Genomic DNA, 16,549 nt, shown 5'->3' with positions numbered 1-16,549 from the left:
CGCTCCCCGGGTCGACCAGTAAAGTGGGGCGCGCGAGGAGGTTCCACATGAAGCTGCGGCTGGCGCGGCGCGCGTTCGGAGACGCCGTCGTCGTCGCTGTCGAAGGTGAGCTTGATCTGTTCACCGCCCCGTTCCTGCGCGACGAGGTGCGTGACGCGATCAAGCAGGACAGCAACCGGCTTGTGCTGGATCTCGGCGGGCTGTCCTTCATGGACTCGAGCGGGCTGTCGGTGCTCATCGAGGCCTGGCGTCTCGCGACGGGGGAGGGCGGCGGCGTCGCGCTGGCCGCCCCGCAGGCCCCGGTGGCGCGCATCCTGCGCACCACGGGCCTCGATCGGCGTATCAAGGTGTACACCGACGTCGACACGGCCATCTCCGGCGAGATTTGAGCCACCCCTAGTAGAACTTCATTCGGTTCCCGCGTTAAGGTCCGGGATATGGACCTGAACGGAGCAGCAGCAATCATCTCTGGCGGTGCCAGCGGCCTCGGTGAGGCGACGGCCCGCGAGCTCGCCGCCGCCGGCGCCACGGTCGTCGTCGCCGACCTCAACGTCGAGCGGGGCAAGGCGATCGCCGACGAGCTGGGCGGCGTGTTCGTGCAGACCGACGTCTCCGACGAGGCCTCGGTGCAGGCGGCCGTCGAGGCCGCCGTGGCGACCGGCAAGCCGCTTCGCGCCGTCGTCAACAGCGCCGGCATCGGCTGGGCGTCCCGTACGGTCGGCCGCGACGGTTCGCCGCACGACCTCGCCAGCTACCGCAAGGTGATCGACGTCAACCTGATCGGCACCTTCAACCTCATGCGCATCGGCGCGGCGGCCATGGCGAAGACCGAGCCGGCCGACGCCGACGGCGCCCGCGGCGTGGTCATCAACACCGCGTCGATCGCCGGCATCGAGGGCCAGACCGGCCAGGTGGCCTACTCCGCCTCCAAGGGCGGCATCATCGGCATGACCCTGCCCGCCGCGCGCGACCTGGCGGCGATCGGCGTCCGGGTGCTCACGATCTGCCCGGGCATCATCGACACGCCGATCTACGGGTCGGGGCCGGAGGCCGAGGCGTTCAAGGCCAAGCTGTCCGCGCCGGTGCCGTTCCCCAAGCGCATGGGTCGCGCGTCGGAGTTCGCCCACCTGGTGCGCTCGCTGGTCGAGAACGACTACATGAACGGCGAGGTCATCCGCTTCGACGGCGGGATCCGCTTCCAGCCCAAGTAACCGCGAGCACCGGAGGTAAGGGTGTCTGACGAGGTTCTCGTCGACGTCGACGGCGGCATCGCCGTCATCACGATCAACCGGCCGGAGGCCAGGAACGCCATCAACGGCGCCGTCGCGCGCGGCGTGGCGGCGGCCCTGGACGAGCTGGAGGAGCGCAAGGACGTCTCGGCGTACGTGCTCACGGGCGCGGGCGGCACCTTCTCGGCGGGAATGGACCTCAAGGCGTTCCTGAAGGGCGACTTCCCGGTCATCGAGGGGCGGGGCCTCGGCGGCCTCACCGAGGCCCCGCCGAAGAAGCCGATCGTCGCGGCGGTGGAGGGCTACGCGCTCGCCGGGGGCTTCGAGCTGGTGCTGTCGTGTGACATCGTCGTCGCCTCCGAGGAGGCGAAGTTCGGCCTGCCGGAGCCCAAGCGCGGGCTGGTGGCGGGGGCGGGCGGCGTGATCCGGCTGCCGCGCCGCATCCCGTACCACGTCGCCATGGAGATCGCGCTCACCGGCGACCACTACCCGGCGTCCCGGCTGTACGAGCTCGGCCTGGTGAACCGTGTCACGCCCGCGGGCGAGGCGCTGCGGGAGGCCAAGGAGCTGGCGCTGAAGATCGCGGCGAACGCGCCGCTGGCGCTGCTCGCGACCAAGCGGGTGATCGTCGAATCGGCCGACTGGTCCCGGCAGGAGATGTTCCGGCGGCAGGGCGAGATCATCAATCCGGTCTTCGGCTCGAAGGACGCCATGGAGGGCGCGGCGGCCTTCGCCGAGAAGCGTCCGCCGAAGTGGGCGGGGGAGTGAGCCAGCGCCGCCTCTAGGTGAGTGGGAGGCGCATGTTGCCCGTGGTCGCGGGCAACATGCGCCTTTTTCGCGTCCTGAGGGAAATCGCGGGTTAAACCACTCCTACGTACGGTAAAGGGAGGGCAAAGCACCTTCGGGGGCCGTCACCTGAGGAGAACGATGAGCGAGTACGCGACCGGAGTGACATCCGCCCGGCGACCCTCGGGCGAGGCGGTCAAACGGCGCGTGGTCGGCCTGGTCACCGGCGCGCTCGGGGCCGCGATCGTCGTCTCCCTGCTGGTGGCCGTCGAATGGGCGGTCGAGATCGCCGACTACATCCTCCCGGCCGACCTCGACCAGTACGGCATCGTCTCCCACGACGTGAGCGGCCTGACCGGCATCCTGATCGCGCCGTTCCTGCACGCCGGCTTCGCCCACCTGATGGCCAACACGGTGCCACTGGCGATCCTGGGCTTCCTGGCCGCCCTGCGCGGGCTCGGGCGGTTCTTCGTGGCGAGCCTCATCATCGTGATCGTCAGCGGGCTGGGGGTGTGGTTCCTCAGCCCGCCCGGGCTGACCGTGGGCGCGAGCGGGCTGGTGTTCGGCTACTTCGGGTACGTCGTGACGCGCGGCCTGTTCGACCGGCACCTGCTCGACATCGCGCTCGGCATCGGGGTCGCCGTGCTCTACTACTCGCTCATCTGGGGCGTGCTGCCCGGCCAGCCCGGCATCTCCTGGCAGGGACACCTGTTCGGCCTGATCGGCGGCGTGCTCGCCGCGTGGACGCTGCGGCGCCGCAGGCGCGCGGCGGCGCTGCGCTGAGCCGAAAGCACCATCGAGGGACGAAACCACCAGGCGACGATCTTCACTAGGCGCGGCGGGTCCGGCTGGTGGACAATGGCCGGGTGAACAACCTGGGATCGCTGGAGCGCGCCATCATGGAGGTGCTCTGGGATTCCCCGCACCCACTCCTCGTCCGCGAGCTGCAGCAAAGGCTCAACGCCGACGGCGACAAGGCACTCGCCTACACCACGGTGCAGACCGTCGCCGAGCGCCTGGTACGCAAAGAACTGCTGAGCCGCACGTCCGACCGCAAGGCCTTCCGCTACGCCGCCCGGCGCTCCCGCGACGAGCACGTCACGGCCGTCATGCTGGAGGCGCTCGCCGAGAGCCCCGACCGGGCCCCCGTGCTGTCGTGCTTCGCGCAGAGCGTCGACATCGACGACGCCCTGCGCCTGCTGGAGGAGCTGGCCCGCCGCACCGAGGGGCACAGGCCCGTCGGAGGGCCCGGCTGGGTGCAGCCGCCCTCATGAGCCACCGGCGGCGTGAAAGGCCGGGAGCCGGTCTCTCACGCCGCCTGGCGGGCACCTCTACCTAGAGGCGCTCGACCACGTGGTCGACGCAGGCCGTCAGCGCCTCGATGTCGGCCGGGTCGATCGCCGGGAACATCGCGATGCGCAGCTGGTTGCGGCCGAGCTTGCGGTACGGCTCGGTGTCGACGATGCCGTTGGCCCGCAGCACCTTGGCGACCTCCGCCGCGTCCACCGAGTCGGCGAAGTCGATCGTGCCGACGACGTTGGACCGCTGGGCCGGGTCGGCGACGAACGGCGTGGTGTAGGAGGTCTTCTCGGCCCAGGTGTAGAGCCGGGAGGCCGAGTCGGCCGTACGGGCGGTGGTCCAGGCCAGGCCGCCGTTGCCGTTCATCCAGTCGAGCTGGTCGGCCAGCAGGAACAGCGTGGCCACGGCCGGGGTGTTGTAGGTCTGGTCCTTGACCGAGTTGTCGATCGCCGTCGGCAGGCTGAAGAACTCGGGGACGAACCGGTCGGTGGCGGCGATCTCGTTCACCCGGGCGAGGGCGCGCGGCGAGAACAGGCCGATCCACAGGCCGCCGTCGGAGGCGAAGCTCTTCTGCGGCGCGAAGTAGTAGACGTCGAACTCGCCCGCCTCGACGGGCAGGCCGCCCGCTCCCGAGGTGGCGTCGACCAGCACCAGCGAGTCGTCGTCGCCGACCCGCTTGATCGGCATGGCGACGCCGGTGGAGGTCTCGTTGTGCGTGAGCGCGTAGACGTCGACGCCGGCCTCGGTCACCGGCTGCGGGTGGCTTCCCACCTCGGACTTGATCACGCTCGGCTCCGCCAGCCACGGCGCCTTCTTCGCCACGGCGGCGAACTTCGACGAGAACTCGCCGAAGTGGAGGTGCTGGGACTTCTCCCTGATGAGCCCGAAGGCCGCGATGTCCCAGAACGCGGTGGTGCCGCCGTTGCCGAGCACCACTTCGTACCCCTCGGGGAGGGAGAACAGCTCGGTGAGCCCCTCGCGGACCCGGCGGACCAGGTTCTTCACCGGCTTCTGGCGGTGGGAGGTGCCCATCACGCTCGCGCCGGCGTCGGCCAGGGCGGCCAGCTGCTCGGGACGTACTTTCGAAGGCCCACAGCCGAAACGGCCGTCCGCGGGCTTGAGTTCAGCGGGAATCTCGATGTCAGCCACCCAACCAAGCGTAGTGAGCCACCTGGGTGCTCACGTCGCGGGTCCGGATCCTGAGATGTCGCCGGTCGCGCATCGAGACGTCAAAGGCCCGCAACCGGGGGCTGCGGGCCCTGAACGAGGTCGTCGGCGGGGGAGCCGGGATTGTCAGTCCTTGACGATGACCTCGTCAGCCCCGGGGACGTCGTGGATGGAGCGCTGCGGCGGACCGACGTACTTGGCGCTCGGGCGGACGAGCCTGCCGGTGCGCTTCTGCTCCAGGATGTGCGCGGCCCAGCCCGCGGTGCGGGCGCAGGTGAACATCGAGGTGAACATGTGCGGGGGCACCTCGGCGAAGTCGAGGATGATCGCGGCCCAGAACTCGACGTTGGTGGCGAGGACGCGGTCGGGCTTGCGCGCGTGCAGCTCGGCGAGGGCGGCCTTCTCCAGGGCGACGGCGACCTCGTAGCGCGGGGCGTTGAGCTCCTGGGCGGTGCGGCGAAGGACGCGGGCGCGCGGGTCCTCGGCGCGGTAGACGCGGTGGCCGAAGCCCATCAGGCGCTCGCCGCTGTCGAGGGCCTTCTTGACATAGGTCTCGGCGCTGCCGATGCGCTCGACCTCTTCGATCATGTGCAGCACGCGGGCGGGGGCGCCACCGTGCAGCGGGCCGGACATGGCGCCCACCGCGCCCGACAGGGCGGCGGCGACGTCCGCGCCGGTGGAGGCGATGACCCGGGCGGTGAACGTGGAGGCGTTCATGCCGTGCTCGGCGGCGGAGGTCCAGTAGGCGTCGATGGCCTTGACGTGCCTGGGGTCGGGCTCGCCGCGCCAGCGGACCATGAAGCGTTCGACGATCGAGGACGCCTCGTCGACGCGCGACTGCGGCACCATCGGCAGGCCGAGGCCGCGGGCGGACTGGGCGACGAACGACAGAGCGGTCACCGAGGCGCGTGCGAGATCGTCGCGGGCCTGGTCCTCGTCGATGTCGAGCAGCTGACGGAAGCCGTACGCCGGGGCCAGCATGGCGAGAGCGCTCTGGACGTCGACGCGGATGTCACCGGAGTGGACAGGAATGGGGTAAGGCTCGGCCGGGGGCAGCCCCGGCTGGAACTTGTTGTCGACCAGCAGGCCCCAGACGTGGCCATAGGAGACCCGTCCGACGAGCTCTTCGATGTCGACGCCCCGATACCGCAGGGCGCCCCCTTCTTTGTCCGGTTCCGCGATCTCGGTCTCGAACGCTACTACGCCTTCCAGCCCGGGTTTGAAGTCGGACATTCGCGGCCGCCTCCCTTTCTTGAAGTCAAAGCCTTGATGTCGAGATACCGGCGGGTCATATTCAACCCCCTTGGGGGGAGTGCTCTGCCGCGAGGGCCCGCCGAAACACGGTCTTCCCTGGTGGGGGGTACCGCTGCGCAGTTGTGCCGGACGCGGAAGAATACCCGTCTGTGGATGCAGCATCGAGCCCGCCCTCCTTCGCCGGGCTTCGCCGTACTTATGAAGGTCAGCCGCTCACGGAGGCCGACCTCGCCTCCGACCCCGTGACGCAGTTCGGCACCTGGTTCGCCGACGCCGTCGAGGCGGGGCTTCCCGAGCCGAACGCCATGGTGCTGGCCACGGCGTCCGCCGGTGGCCGTCCGACCGCCCGAACCGTCCTGCTGAAGGGGTACGACCCCGAGGGCTTCGTCTTCTACACCAACTACGAGTCCCGCAAGGGCCGCGACCTCACCGAGAACCCCCGCGCCTGCCTGGTCTTCCCGTGGCACCCGCTGCGCCGCCAGGTGCGGGTGGAGGGCAGCGTCGTACGGCTGCCGCGCGAGGACTCCGCCGCCTACTTCCACTCCCGGCCGTACGGCTCGCGCATCGGGGCCTGGGCCTCGCGGCAGTCCGCCGTCGTGCGTTCTCGCGAGGAGCTCGACGACCGCTTCCGCGAGCTGGCCGAGCGCTGGCCCGAGGAGCCGCCGATGCCCGACTTCTGGGGAGGCTTCCGGGTGGTGCCGTCGGAGGTGGAGTTCTGGCAGGGGCAGATCGACCGCATGCACGACCGGCTGCGCTACCGCCGTTCCGGTGACTCCTGGATCGTGGAGCGCCTCGCCCCCTGACAGCTCGCCCGAACGACATGGGTAAAGTGCCCCGAGCCATGTCATATGTCCGGGATGGGCGAGGTGGGATATGTCGGGGGTCGTCCAGTCGCGTCTGAAACGGGTCGCCGTGGACACCCGGCCCCTGCGCATAGCGCCGTACCGCCGGCTCCTGCTCGGGCAGGGTGTCTCGTTCATCGGCTTCCAGCTCACCTCGGTCGCGGTGAGCGCGCAGGTGTACGCGATCACGGGCTCGTCGCTCTGGGTCGGGCTGCTCGGCCCGGCGAACCTCATCCCGCTCGTCGTCTTCGGCCTGTGGGGCGGGGCCGTGGCCGACGCCGTCGACCGCCGCAGGCTGCTGCTCACCGGCTCGTTGGTCGCCTGGACAGCTACCCTCGTCCTCCTGCTTCACGCCTGGTCAGGGCTGGGGAACGTCTACGTCATGCTCGTCGCCGTCGCCGTCCAGTCGACCGGCTTCGCGATCACCTCCCCGACGCGGGGCGCCATCATCCCCCGCCTGGTCCCCACCGAGCGGGTCGCCGCCGCCAACACGCTGAACTTCCTGGTCAGCAGCGTCGGCACGGTCGTCGGCCCGCTCCTCGCCGGGATCGTGCTGGCCAGCGGCGGGTACGCCTGGGCGTACCTCACCGACGTGATCCTCTTCGGCGCCGGGTTCTACGCCGCCGTACGCCTGCCGCGCCTGGCGCCGCTGGGCGAGATCGCGCGGCCGGGCCTGCGCTCGGTCGTGGACGGCCTGCGGTACATTGCCGGCCAGCCGATCGTGATGATGTCGTTCGTCGTCGACATCATCGCCATGGCCTTCGCGATGCCCAGGGCGCTGTACCCCGAGATGACGGCCGAGCGCTTCGGCGGGTCGGCGGTCGCCTTCGGCTGGCTGTCGGCCAGCATCGCCATCGGCGCCGTGGCGGCGGGGCTGCTGTCGGGCTGGGTCGGCAGGGTGCGCCGCCAGGGGGTGGCGCTGACCGTGGTGATCGCGCTGTGGGGCCTGACGGTCGCCGCCGCCGCGTTCGCGCAGCCGCTGTGGCTGCTCGTCACCCTGCTGGCGGTCGGCGGCGCCATCGACCTGGTGTCGGCCGTCTGGCGGCAGACCATCCTGCAGACCTACGCCCCCGACGAGATGCGCGGCCGGATGCAGGGGGTGTTCATGGTCGTGGTGGCGGGCGGGCCGCGGCTCGGCGACCTGCGGGCCGGGGCCACGGCGAGCGCCTTCGGGCTGATCCCGGCCTGGGCGGGCGGCGGGCTGGTGTGCGCCGTCCTCGTGCTGGTCGCGGGCCTCGCCGTCCCGGCGTTCAGGAGGTACGACGCCGCCGTGCTGCACCGGCCCAAGGACGCCCGGCCGTCGGAGGTGTAGCGGCCCGGCGGTCACATTCTGGACGGCCCCTGCGGCGATGCGCCGGAGATGAGATCCTTGACACAGCGGGTCTTCCGGTCTTCCGAAGGAGTTCTCCATCTCCGGCCGTTCTGTCGGTAGGCCTGCGTAAGCTTCGTTCGGACGTCGCCCACAGCCCCGCGCGGGCAGCGACGCGAACCCCGTCCGGACACGGCTTTCAACCCCGGAACTGGACGTAGCATCGATATTTGAGGGGAGGAGCCTTGACCGCACACGGCCTCATCGACACCACGGAGATGTACCTCCGTACGATCTTCGAGCTGGAAGAGGAGGGGATCACCCCTCTCCGTGCGCGCATCGCCGAGCGGCTGCAGCAGAGCGGCCCGACGGTCAGCCAGACGGTGGCTCGCATGGAGCGTGACGGCCTGGTCCGCGTCGAGGGCGACCGCCACCTGGCCATGACCGATCTCGGGCGCACGCTCGCGACCCGGGTCATGCGCAAGCACCGCCTGGCCGAGTGCCTCCTCACCCAGGTCATCGGGCTTCCGTGGGAAGAGGTCCACATCGAGGCCTGCCGCTGGGAGCACGTCATGTCCGAGTCGGTGGAGGCCCGTCTGGTCACCCTCCTCGACAACCCCGTGGTGTGCCCGCACGGCAACCCCATCCCGGGGCTCGACGAGCTTGGCGTCAAAGAGTCCGAACTGTCCGCTGATGATGCGATCGAGGCCATGGCCGATCTGGCCGGACCCAGCGGCATACCCGTTGTCGTCCGCCGAATTAGCGAACAAGTGCAAAGTGATCCTGCTGTGATGCTTAAACTCAAGCAAGTTGGGATACAACCCGGACGCGAGGTGACGCTCGCGGCGAGCGACGACGGTGTACGGGTGACGGGTGACGATGAGGCGGACCACATTCCCGCGGACTTCCCGCGCGATGTCGCCGCGCACGTCTTCGTCTCCAGGCGCTGATCTCCCGGGGCTCGGTCGGTTGGTTCCCCACCCGGGGTTTCCCCTGTTCCTCAACCCGGCGTTCCCGGCCTGTCCGGGTCGACGCCGCCTTGCCGCCAAGGCTGCTGCAGGAGCGCACGTGGTCCGCTTTTTTCATGCCCCCCTTCGGGGGGTGGCCGACAGATGAAGCGATGGGGTGACCTCTCGCAGGACACGGCCGATCATATGACGCCGGATTCGGTTCTCGATCACGCCGAGATGGCGGTGGTGGTCACCGACCGCTTCAGCAACGTCCTCTACTGGAACCCGTTCGCGGAGCGGCTGTTCGGCCGTCCCGACCGGCCCGCCGGTGGAGACCAGGCCGTCCTCTCCTTAGGGATCATGGAGAAGGACCACCCCCTCGCGGTCGAGCTCGCCAAGCACGTCCTCAAGGGCGGCGTCTGGGAGGGCACCTTCGACGTCGTGCGCGCCGACGGCACCATCGTCTACGTCCGCGCACAGGCCGTCCCCCTGCGGCATCCGTCCGGCTCGGTCACCGGCATCGTGATCACCGCCCGCGAGGCGATGCGCAGCAACGAACGCGAGAAGGACCGCTTCGGCCTGCTCGAGCGCATCGGCGAGCGTCTGGCCAGCTCGCTCTACGTCGAGGAGACGCTCAACCGCGTCGCCGAGATGCTGGTGCCGCAGTTCGCCGACCACTGCTTCATCGAGCTGTCCGAGGGCGACCGGCTCGTCCGCAAGGTCTCCACCCACGTCCAGGGCTGGACCCCTCCGCCCGGCACCTGGCGTCCGGTCGGCTCCGAGATCCGCTACCCGCCGGGCCACTACGCCGAGATCGCCCTCCGGCGACAGGAAACGATCATCGTCGAGGACTTCGCGCAGATGAGCTACCCCTCGCCCAGCGAGGAGAGCGCGCGGCTGTGCGGCGAGATCGGCATGACGTCCGCCATAGTGGCGCCGCTGTGCGCCCGCGGCGAGACCCTCGGCCTGATGTACCTCGGCATGTCCAACCTCACCGACCGGCGCTCGCCCCACTACGACGCCTTCGACCGCGACTTCGTCGGAGCCATCGCCACCCGGGTCGCGATCGCCGTCGACAACGCCCTGCTGTTCGAGGAGGAGCGGCACACCGCCGAGTCCTTCCAGAAGTACCTCCTGCCCCGCGAGCTGCCCCAGCTCGACGGCCTGGAGATCGCCGTCCGCTACTACCCGGCCGCCCCGCTCGCCTCCCACGGGCAGGGCATCCAGACCCAGGTCGGCGGCGACTGGTACGACGTGATCCCGCTGTCGGCGGGCCGGGTCGGCATCGTCATCGGCGACGTCGAGGGCCGCGGAGCCAAGGCTGCCGCCGTCATGGGCCAGCTGCGGGCCGCCCTGCGGGCCTTCGCCCAGGACGACAAGTCGCCGGCCGACATCCTCGCGCGGCTCAACGAGTGGACGCGCATCATCGCCGCCCCCGAGCACGACGACTACGGCGCCGACGTCAGCACCCCGCCGATCGTCACCTGCCAGTACCTCGTGTACGACGCCTGGTCGCGGCAGCTGTCGTTCGCCAACGCCGGCCACTCGCCGCCGCTGCTGATCGTCGACGGCACCGTGACCGAGCTCGACATCTCCGAGGTCGGCCAGCCGCTCGGCGTCAACGCCAAGGGCATGCACGCCGACCTCGTCTACAAGGAGGAGACCCGGGTGCTACCGCCCGGCGCCGCCCTCCTGCTGTACACCGACGGCCTGCTCGACCGGCGGCCCGCCCGCGACTCCGGCGACGCTCCGCTGAGCGACGAGGAGACGCTGCGCATCCTCTGCGCCGAGGTCGCCAAGACCTCGGGCGACTCGGTCGAACGCATCGCCGACGCCGCGACGGTCGCCGTCCCGGGCGAGATCGACGACGACATGGCGATCCTCGTGATCCGCTCGGCGGGCAAGGAACTGCAGTACGAGGAGCGCACCTTCCCGGCGCAGCCGATCATGGTCGGTGAGGCGCGGCGCATGGCCTCGGAGGCCTTCGCCAACTGGGGAGTGCCCGACGAGCGGGCCGAGCTCGCGTGCCTGCTCGTCTCCGAGGTCGTCACCAACGTCGTGCTCCACGCCGCCAGCGCCAGCGTCCCGCGCCGCGAGCTCGTCCTCGACGGCCCGCCGCTGCCGTTCGACGAGTCGTGGGACGTCCCGGGCTTCGACGACGAGATCGTCAACGAGAAGGAGTTCACGCTGCGGCTGCGCCGCGGTGAGGACGCCATCTGGGTCGAGGTCTTCGACCAGGACCTCCGGCTGCCCCGCATCCGCAGCGCCGGCGAGAACGACGAGGGCGGCCGCGGTCTCTACCTGGTCGACCAGCTCGCCCGCCGCTGGGGCTCCCGCCCCACCAAGGAAGGCAAAGCCGTCTGGTTCGAAATCCCCACGCGTGGCCGCTGACGCCGTCCCCGAGAAGTCGTTTCGCCCGCCCTCGAAGCGAGCGGGGGAAACGACTCTTCGGCGGTCATCAGCCGCAGTGGACGCCCCACACGTAGCGCTCGGTGCCGCCCATGTAGGCGGCAAGGAGAAGGCGAACATCAGCCGAACGGTGGCGCGCGGCTGAAGTCAGCGCTGGCTCTGCGTGTAGAGGGCGAGCATCACGATGGCGAACGTGACCATGATCCCGGTGTACGCGATCGGGCCGAACCGCATCCATTTGCGAACCTTGTTGAGGCCCCACGCGAACAAGAACGCCAGAAAGATCAGCAGGATCAGCCCGCTGTGGTCCATTGCCGCCCCTCCGAGACCCGCTCTCGAACCCGTTCCCGGCGCCATCGGAACGCTCGCGCCGGCCTGTCGTGGGCGCCCGCCTTCGGAACCCTACGGAGACAGTATGCGGCCCGGCCCGCCCGCGCGCGGGGCCGTACGGCTACCGCGCGCGTGTTTCGAGCGTGGGATCCGGACAAGGCGGGTCAGAAGCCGAAGGAGCGGCCGATGATCTCCTTCATGATCTCCGTGGTACCGCCGTAGATGGTCTGCACCCGGCTGTCCAGCCAGGCCTTGGCGACGGGGTACTCCATCATGTACCCGTAGCCGCCGTGCAGCTGGACGCAGCGGTCGATGACCTTGTTCTGCAGTTCGGTGGTCCACCACTTGGCCTTGGCGGCGTCCACGACCGTCAGCTGCCCGGCGTTGTGCGCCAGGATGCACTTGTCGACGTAGTGCCGGGCGATCTCCACCTCGGTCGCCAGCTCCGCCAGGACGAAGCGGGTGTTCTGGAAGGAACCGATGGTGCGGCCGAAGGCCTTACGGGTCTTGCAGTACTCGATCGTCATCTCCAGCACGGACTCGGCCGCCGCCACCGCCGCCACCGCGATCGACAGGCGCTCCTGCGGCAGGTTGTTCATGAGCTGGACGAAGCCCTGCCCCTCCTCCTCGCCGAGGCGGTTGGCCACCGGGATGCGGACGTTCTCGAAGAACAGCTCCGCGGTGTCCTGGGCGTGCATGCCGACCTTCTCGAGGTTGCGGCCCCGGCTGAAGCCCTCCATGCCGCGCTCGGCCACCAGCAGCGTCGTGCCGCGCGCACCCGCCGTCGGGTCGGTCTTGGTCACCACGACGACCAGGTCGGCGTTGATGCCGTTGGTGATAAAGGTCTTCTGCCCGTTGACGATGTAGTGGTCGCCCTCGCGTACGGCCGTCGTCTTCACGCCCTGCAGGTCGCTTCCGGCCCCCGGCTCGGTCATGCCGACGGCGGTGATCAGCTCGCCGGAGACGAAGCCCGGGAGCCAGCGCTGCTTCTGTTCGTCGTTGGTCAGATCGACGAGGTAGGGAGCCATGATGTCGTTGTGCAGGCCGAACCCGAGGCCGCTCGCGCCGGCCTTGATGATCTCTTCGACGATCACCGCGTTGTAGCGGAAGTCGGTGATGCCGGACCCGCCGTACTCCTCCGGAACCGAGAAGCCGAACATGCCGATCTCGCCGGCCTTCTTCCACACCTCGCGCGGGACGATGCCGTCCTTCTCCCACTGGGCGTGGTGGGGGAGTACCTCGCGGGCCATGAACTCCCGCACCGTCTCCCGGAAGAGCTGGTGCTCCTCCTCGAAGAGATCTCGCTGCATTCGGTTCCTCCTTGGGTCCGCTCAACAGAATACTATTCTGGTCACTCTCGCGACATGGCGACCTGACGGCCGACGGCGGAGGAAAGTCACAAATGGGCTACGTTACGTATCCGCTCCTTATCTGAACGTTCGCCGCAAGAGCCCCAAGTCATACGATCTACCTTCGGTCATCATCGGCCGCCGGGGAGAGCGGAGGCGATCGTGAACGGGTGGGGCTCCAGGATCCGGGGTTCGTTAGCGGTATCGGTGCTGGGCGCGGGCCTTGTCATGCTCGGGAGTACCCCAAGCTCAGCGGATACCGACTACCACCACTACGAGTACATCTGCTCAGGTGGAGCGTTCCTTCCGAAACAGTCGTCGCAACCCGTCCAGGTTCAGGTGGCGATCCCCCGGACCGTTCGCGTTGGTGAGCGCCTGGCACTGGAGTGGACGCTGACCGGCTCACCTCTGCTGGCGTCTTTTCCGTTTTCGGCAGGCGGCCGGCTCACGGCTACGGCGAAAGTGGACGTCGCGGGCCTGTGGCAAGGGACGCTGGACTCCGCCGGAAGCAAGGACCAGGGCGAGCTCAAGCAGGGTAGTCGGCTGGAACTGCCGACGGCCGTGACGGGATCCGTCTCCACCGCTAAGGAAGGCAAGCTCTCCATCACGCCACGGGACCTTGTCCTGGAGTTCACCCCGCCCGCCTCCACAGTGCGTGTGAACGACACCGACGATCCGAACGAGCAGGTGGCGTCCGAGTCTCACAGGCACGGCCCAATTGTTTATCAGGGTGATTGGAGGTACTACGGCAAGACTGACCGAGCGAAGTACGGCGACCACCTGGACGACTTGCACGCGACGAATGCGGCCAGCGGCTCGGTGGAGGTCAAGTTCCTGGGAGACGGCATCCAGTACATCGGAGAGCGGGTTTCCAGTGTGGGCAAGGTGAAGGTCTACATTGATGGAGCGGACGAGCCGGTGGATGAGGTTAACGCCTACGACCCTGCGCCTGTCGACAAGCCGAATGCGCAGGCGGTCCTGTGGGTCAAGAAGGATCTGCCTTACGGCTGGCACACCGTCAGGTTCACGAAGGGGGAGCCGGCGAGCGCCTACATGGCCGTCGACGCGTTCGACTTCATCACTAGTACGCTTCCCGCGCCTCCTCCGATGTTCAAAGCCACCTGCTCCTACAAGGGCGTGCCGACCACCGTCAACGTCGACGTGCTGCCCGCCTCCACTAACGGCAACGGCAACAACGGCGGGGCCGGTGGAAGCAACGGTGATGGTCGGGTCAGTGACGGGGATGATTCGGTGCGGGGAGTGGTCGTGCTTTCCGGAGGTGGGCAGGGGCATGGGACTCCTACGGCCACCGCGACCGCGACCACTACCGTGACCCCCAAGCCGACCAGCACTGCCAAAGCCTCCAAGACCCCCAAAGTCAGCCGTACCCCGCAGGTCCGCGTGACGCCGGTAGGCGGGGCTCACACGGGTGAGCGCCCCGATCCCGATTCCACCGGGCCGCTGCTGATGGGGTACGGCGCCGCGCTTGCCCTGGGCGGGTTCGCGGGTCATCTCGTCCTCAGGCGCCGTCGCGCCGCGCACGACCTCGTACATGCTCCCGGCGAGACGGAGACTCCTCGGTGAGCGACATGAGGCCGCCCGGCCGTCCGTCCGCGCAGGACGGCCGGAAGCGGTGGCAGGTGGGGCTCCTCCCCGTCCTGCTGACGGTGGGGTCCCTGGCCGGGATCGGTGCCGTCATGGCGGGCCTGCTGATGTACCTGTCTCCCACCCAGGAGACCGCCGCGGTCGCCGGAACGGAACCCACGTCGGCGGCCGCACAACTCGGCAACGGATCACCGGTCGCCCAAGCGCTCGAGCCGGCCGTACAAGGGGAGGCGACGGTCGGGCCCGGAGGAGCAGGCGTCCCTCTGGTCGAGGCCGCGCCCACCGCCGCGCCGCCCTCACCCGCGGCCGTCTCGGTGACGCCTCTGGGCAAGTCGCTGCCCAAGAGGGTGCGCATCCCCGGGATCGGCGTGGACGCCGCCTTGACCTCGGTCGGCGTGGAGAAGAACGGTGAGATCGAGGTGCCGCCGCTGAGCCGGCCGCAGCTCGCGGGCTGGTACGAACTGGGCCCCGCCCCCGGCGAGATGGGCCCGGCGGTGATCCTCGGGCACGTGAACACCAAACGCGGCCCCGCCGTCTTCAGCAGGCTGCGCGAGCTGAAGCGCGGCGACAAGGTCACGGTCGTACGGGCCGACGGCTCGACGGCGGTCTTCACGGTCGACGGTGTCGAGCAGGCCAGCAAGAGCCGTTTCCCCACCAAGCGGGTCTACGGGTATGTCGACAAGCCGAGCCTGCGCCTGATCACCTGCGGTGGGATCTTCAACTCACGCGCTCACAGCTACACCGACAACATCATCGTGTACGCGACCCTCTCCGGATCCGGCCGAGGCTAGCGCGCTTTCCCTCCAAGGTGACCGGGCCACCGCCGTACGACGGCGCCGCTGCCCGCTCCTGTTCGCCCTGTTCCTCGGGTTGCTCGCCTCGCACATCTGCGGCCCGTACCACGCGCGCCTGCGTTCGCTCGACGCCACACGCGGCAACGCCCGCGTCTGCGACTTCATCCGTGGAGCACTCGTGACGAGAACTCGCAGGGGTGACCTCTGGCGCCGGCGCGTGCACGACTTCCAGGCCGAAGAGAAGCTTGCATTGATTCGCATGCAGAGGTAACCTGCAACTGAACTTGGAGGTCTCCCGGCATCGAGAAGCGAGGAGGTTCCGGAGATGCTGTTGACGTCGATCGATCCCTTCGTTCAGGAAATCGAGCGCCAGTTCGATCGCCTGACCCGTGGCACCCTCGGCCGGAGCGAAAGCAGCGGGTATGGCCACATGCCCCTCGACGGCATCCGCCGCAAGGACGACGTGGTGCTCCGCTTCGATCTGCCCGGCATCGACCCCGACTCGATCGAGGTGACGGTCGACCGGGGCGTGCTGTCGGTCAGCGCCCGCCGCGAGGAGGAGCTGGGCGAGGACGACCGGGTGTTCGTGCGCGAACGCCTCATGGGCACCTTCACCCGTCGGGTCTACCTGTCCGAGCACCTCGACAGCGACCGCATCGACGCCGCCTACCACAACGGCGTGCTGCAGGTGCGCATCCCCGTGCTCGAGAAGGCCAAGCCCCGCAAGGTCGAGATCCAGCGCGGGGACGTCAAGGCGATCCGCGCCTGATCCCGCGCACGCGACGACGATGGGCCGGCGCCGCCCGAGGGCGCCGGCCCATTCCACTTTTGCGAAAGGCCCCCGGTGACCGGACTTCCCATCGACGACCACAGCGCGCCGCTCTACTCCCTGGGGCAGGTCGCCGACATGCTCCAGGTCCAGCAGGCCTTCCTCCGCCGCCTCGACGAGTTCGACGTCGTCCGCCCGCACCGGTCCTCCGGCGGTCAGCGCCGGTACTCCCGCGACGACATCACCCGTGTGCAGTACGTCGTGGAACTGTCCGGCGAGGGGATGACGCTGGTCGCCATCCGCCGCATTTTGGAGCTGGAACAACAGGTCAAGGCACTGAAACAGGAGCTGGAGGCGACCCGCCGCCGACTAGGGCAGGGTGGCTGACACCACGGCGGACAAAGGCCCGCCGGGCCACCCTCGGGCGCGCACCAGGCCCGTTGTCCCGCTGCGGGCG

General features: G+C 69.3%; 17 protein-coding genes. 13 read left to right on the top strand and 4 right to left on the bottom strand.

Going from position 1 to position 16,549, the window contains the following annotated elements:
• Positions 1-47 precede the first annotated feature (47 nt).
• The 5 genes from KIK05_RS34155 to KIK05_RS34135 all read left to right on the top strand — a co-directional run bounded on the left by KIK05_RS34155 (position 48) and on the right by KIK05_RS34135 (position 3,289).
• Positions 48-389 carry an STAS domain-containing protein gene (locus KIK05_RS34155; protein ID WP_214414968.1) on the top strand — a complete coding sequence of 114 codons (342 nt, stop codon included), beginning with the start codon at positions 48-50 and terminating at the stop codon, positions 387-389.
• A gap of 48 nt (positions 390-437) precedes the next feature.
• On the top strand, positions 438-1,211 hold the full coding sequence (locus KIK05_RS34150; RefSeq protein ID WP_214414967.1) for an SDR family NAD(P)-dependent oxidoreductase: 774 nt from the start codon (positions 438-440) through the stop codon (positions 1,209-1,211).
• A gap of 21 nt (positions 1,212-1,232) precedes the next feature.
• Positions 1,233-1,997: a crotonase/enoyl-CoA hydratase family protein gene (locus KIK05_RS34145; RefSeq protein WP_214414966.1), complete on the top strand. Its 765-nt coding sequence runs from the start codon at positions 1,233-1,235 to the stop codon at positions 1,995-1,997.
• Positions 1,998-2,156: 159 nt separating this feature from the next.
• Positions 2,157-2,798 (top strand): rhomboid family intramembrane serine protease, encoded by a 642-nt coding sequence (locus tag KIK05_RS34140; protein ID WP_214414965.1) that lies wholly within the window; start codon positions 2,157-2,159, stop codon positions 2,796-2,798.
• Positions 2,799-2,881: 83 nt separating this feature from the next.
• On the top strand, positions 2,882-3,289 hold the full coding sequence (locus tag KIK05_RS34135) for a BlaI/MecI/CopY family transcriptional regulator (RefSeq protein WP_214414964.1): 408 nt from the start codon (positions 2,882-2,884) through the stop codon (positions 3,287-3,289).
• A 61-nt stretch (positions 3,290-3,350) separates the two neighbouring features.
• Here KIK05_RS34135 and serC read toward each other — a convergent pair whose 3' ends face one another.
• Both serC and KIK05_RS34125 read right to left on the bottom strand, forming a co-directional pair.
• A complete protein-coding gene (serC, locus tag KIK05_RS34130) occupies positions 3,351-4,463 on the bottom strand; it encodes a phosphoserine transaminase (protein WP_214414963.1) in 1,113 nt (370 codons plus the stop codon).
• A 144-nt stretch (positions 4,464-4,607) separates the two neighbouring features.
• A complete protein-coding gene (locus KIK05_RS34125; protein WP_214414962.1) occupies positions 4,608-5,714 on the bottom strand; it encodes a citrate synthase 2 in 1,107 nt (368 codons plus the stop codon).
• A gap of 170 nt (positions 5,715-5,884) precedes the next feature.
• Between KIK05_RS34125 and pdxH the strand changes: the two genes are divergently transcribed.
• The 4 genes from pdxH (at position 5,885) to KIK05_RS34105 (ending at position 11,227) form a co-directional block, all read left to right on the top strand.
• Complete coding sequence (gene pdxH / locus KIK05_RS34120) at positions 5,885-6,538, top strand: pyridoxamine 5'-phosphate oxidase (protein ID WP_214414961.1); 654 nt, start codon at positions 5,885-5,887, stop codon at positions 6,536-6,538.
• A gap of 70 nt (positions 6,539-6,608) precedes the next feature.
• On the top strand, positions 6,609-7,889 hold the full coding sequence (locus tag KIK05_RS34115; RefSeq protein WP_214414960.1) for an MFS transporter: 1,281 nt from the start codon (positions 6,609-6,611) through the stop codon (positions 7,887-7,889).
• 242 nt (positions 7,890-8,131) lie between these two features.
• Positions 8,132-8,836 carry an iron-dependent transcriptional repressor DtxR gene (locus tag KIK05_RS34110; protein ID WP_214414959.1) on the top strand — a complete coding sequence of 235 codons (705 nt, stop codon included), beginning with the start codon at positions 8,132-8,134 and terminating at the stop codon, positions 8,834-8,836.
• A gap of 162 nt (positions 8,837-8,998) precedes the next feature.
• Positions 8,999-11,227 (top strand): ATP-binding SpoIIE family protein phosphatase, encoded by a 2,229-nt coding sequence (locus KIK05_RS34105; RefSeq protein WP_214414958.1) that lies wholly within the window; start codon positions 8,999-9,001, stop codon positions 11,225-11,227.
• 165 nt (positions 11,228-11,392) lie between these two features.
• Here the strand turns inward: KIK05_RS34105 and KIK05_RS34100 are convergent, their stop codons facing one another.
• Together KIK05_RS34100 and KIK05_RS34095 are read right to left on the bottom strand one after the other, a co-directional pair.
• Positions 11,393-11,557, bottom strand: a complete 165-nt coding sequence (locus KIK05_RS34100) for a hypothetical protein (RefSeq protein WP_214414957.1) — start codon at positions 11,555-11,557, stop codon at positions 11,393-11,395.
• A 182-nt stretch (positions 11,558-11,739) separates the two neighbouring features.
• Positions 11,740-12,885, bottom strand: coding sequence for an acyl-CoA dehydrogenase family protein (locus KIK05_RS34095; protein WP_214414956.1), 1,146 nt, complete (start codon positions 12,883-12,885; stop codon positions 11,740-11,742).
• A gap of 201 nt (positions 12,886-13,086) precedes the next feature.
• Between KIK05_RS34095 and KIK05_RS34090 the strand changes: the two genes are divergently transcribed.
• The 4 genes from KIK05_RS34090 to KIK05_RS34075 all read left to right on the top strand — a co-directional run bounded on the left by KIK05_RS34090 (position 13,087) and on the right by KIK05_RS34075 (position 16,479).
• The gene (locus KIK05_RS34090; protein WP_214414955.1) at positions 13,087-14,508 is read left to right on the top strand and encodes a hypothetical protein; all 1,422 of its coding nucleotides are present in this window, start codon (positions 13,087-13,089) and stop codon (positions 14,506-14,508) included.
• Between the two features lie 5 nt (positions 14,509-14,513).
• A complete protein-coding gene (locus KIK05_RS34085; RefSeq protein WP_250563931.1) occupies positions 14,514-15,320 on the top strand; it encodes a class F sortase in 807 nt (268 codons plus the stop codon).
• Positions 15,321-15,648: 328 nt separating this feature from the next.
• Positions 15,649-16,092, top strand: coding sequence for an Hsp20/alpha crystallin family protein (locus KIK05_RS34080; protein WP_214414953.1), 444 nt, complete (start codon positions 15,649-15,651; stop codon positions 16,090-16,092).
• A gap of 75 nt (positions 16,093-16,167) precedes the next feature.
• Positions 16,168-16,479 carry a MerR family transcriptional regulator gene (locus tag KIK05_RS34075; RefSeq protein WP_308250216.1) on the top strand — a complete coding sequence of 104 codons (312 nt, stop codon included), beginning with the start codon at positions 16,168-16,170 and terminating at the stop codon, positions 16,477-16,479.
• Positions 16,480-16,549 lie beyond the last annotated feature (70 nt).

It is taken from the genome of Sphaerisporangium fuscum (assembly GCF_018531465.1).
GTDB lineage: Bacteria > Actinomycetota > Actinomycetes > Streptosporangiales > Streptosporangiaceae > Sphaerisporangium > Sphaerisporangium fuscum.
Note: the sequence above shows the minus strand (reverse complement) of the source record. Positions and strands in the feature narration are given on the sequence as shown.

What these genes read in the sequence shown, in the direction of transcription:
- KIK05_RS34155 (WP_214414968.1), top strand. Translation starts at nt 48, where the DNA reads ATGAAGCTGCGGCTGGCGCGGCGCGCGTTCGGAGACGCCGTCGTCGTC.
- KIK05_RS34150 (WP_214414967.1), top strand. Translation starts at nt 438, where the DNA reads ATGGACCTGAACGGAGCAGCAGCAATCATCTCTGGCGGTGCCAGCGGC.
- KIK05_RS34140 (WP_214414965.1), top strand. Translation starts at nt 2,157, where the DNA reads ATGAGCGAGTACGCGACCGGAGTGACATCCGCCCGGCGACCCTCGGGC.
- KIK05_RS34125 (WP_214414962.1), bottom strand. Translation starts at nt 5,714, where the DNA reads ATGTCCGACTTCAAACCCGGGCTGGAAGGCGTAGTAGCGTTCGAGACC.
- KIK05_RS34115 (WP_214414960.1), top strand. Translation starts at nt 6,609, where the DNA reads ATGTCGGGGGTCGTCCAGTCGCGTCTGAAACGGGTCGCCGTGGACACC.
- KIK05_RS34105 (WP_214414958.1), top strand. Translation starts at nt 8,999, where the DNA reads ATGAAGCGATGGGGTGACCTCTCGCAGGACACGGCCGATCATATGACG.
- KIK05_RS34100 (WP_214414957.1), bottom strand. Translation starts at nt 11,557, where the DNA reads ATGGACCACAGCGGGCTGATCCTGCTGATCTTTCTGGCGTTCTTGTTC.
- KIK05_RS34095 (WP_214414956.1), bottom strand. Translation starts at nt 12,885, where the DNA reads ATGCAGCGAGATCTCTTCGAGGAGGAGCACCAGCTCTTCCGGGAGACG.
- KIK05_RS34085 (WP_250563931.1), top strand. Translation starts at nt 14,514, where the DNA reads ATGAGGCCGCCCGGCCGTCCGTCCGCGCAGGACGGCCGGAAGCGGTGG.
- KIK05_RS34080 (WP_214414953.1), top strand. Translation starts at nt 15,649, where the DNA reads ATGCTGTTGACGTCGATCGATCCCTTCGTTCAGGAAATCGAGCGCCAG.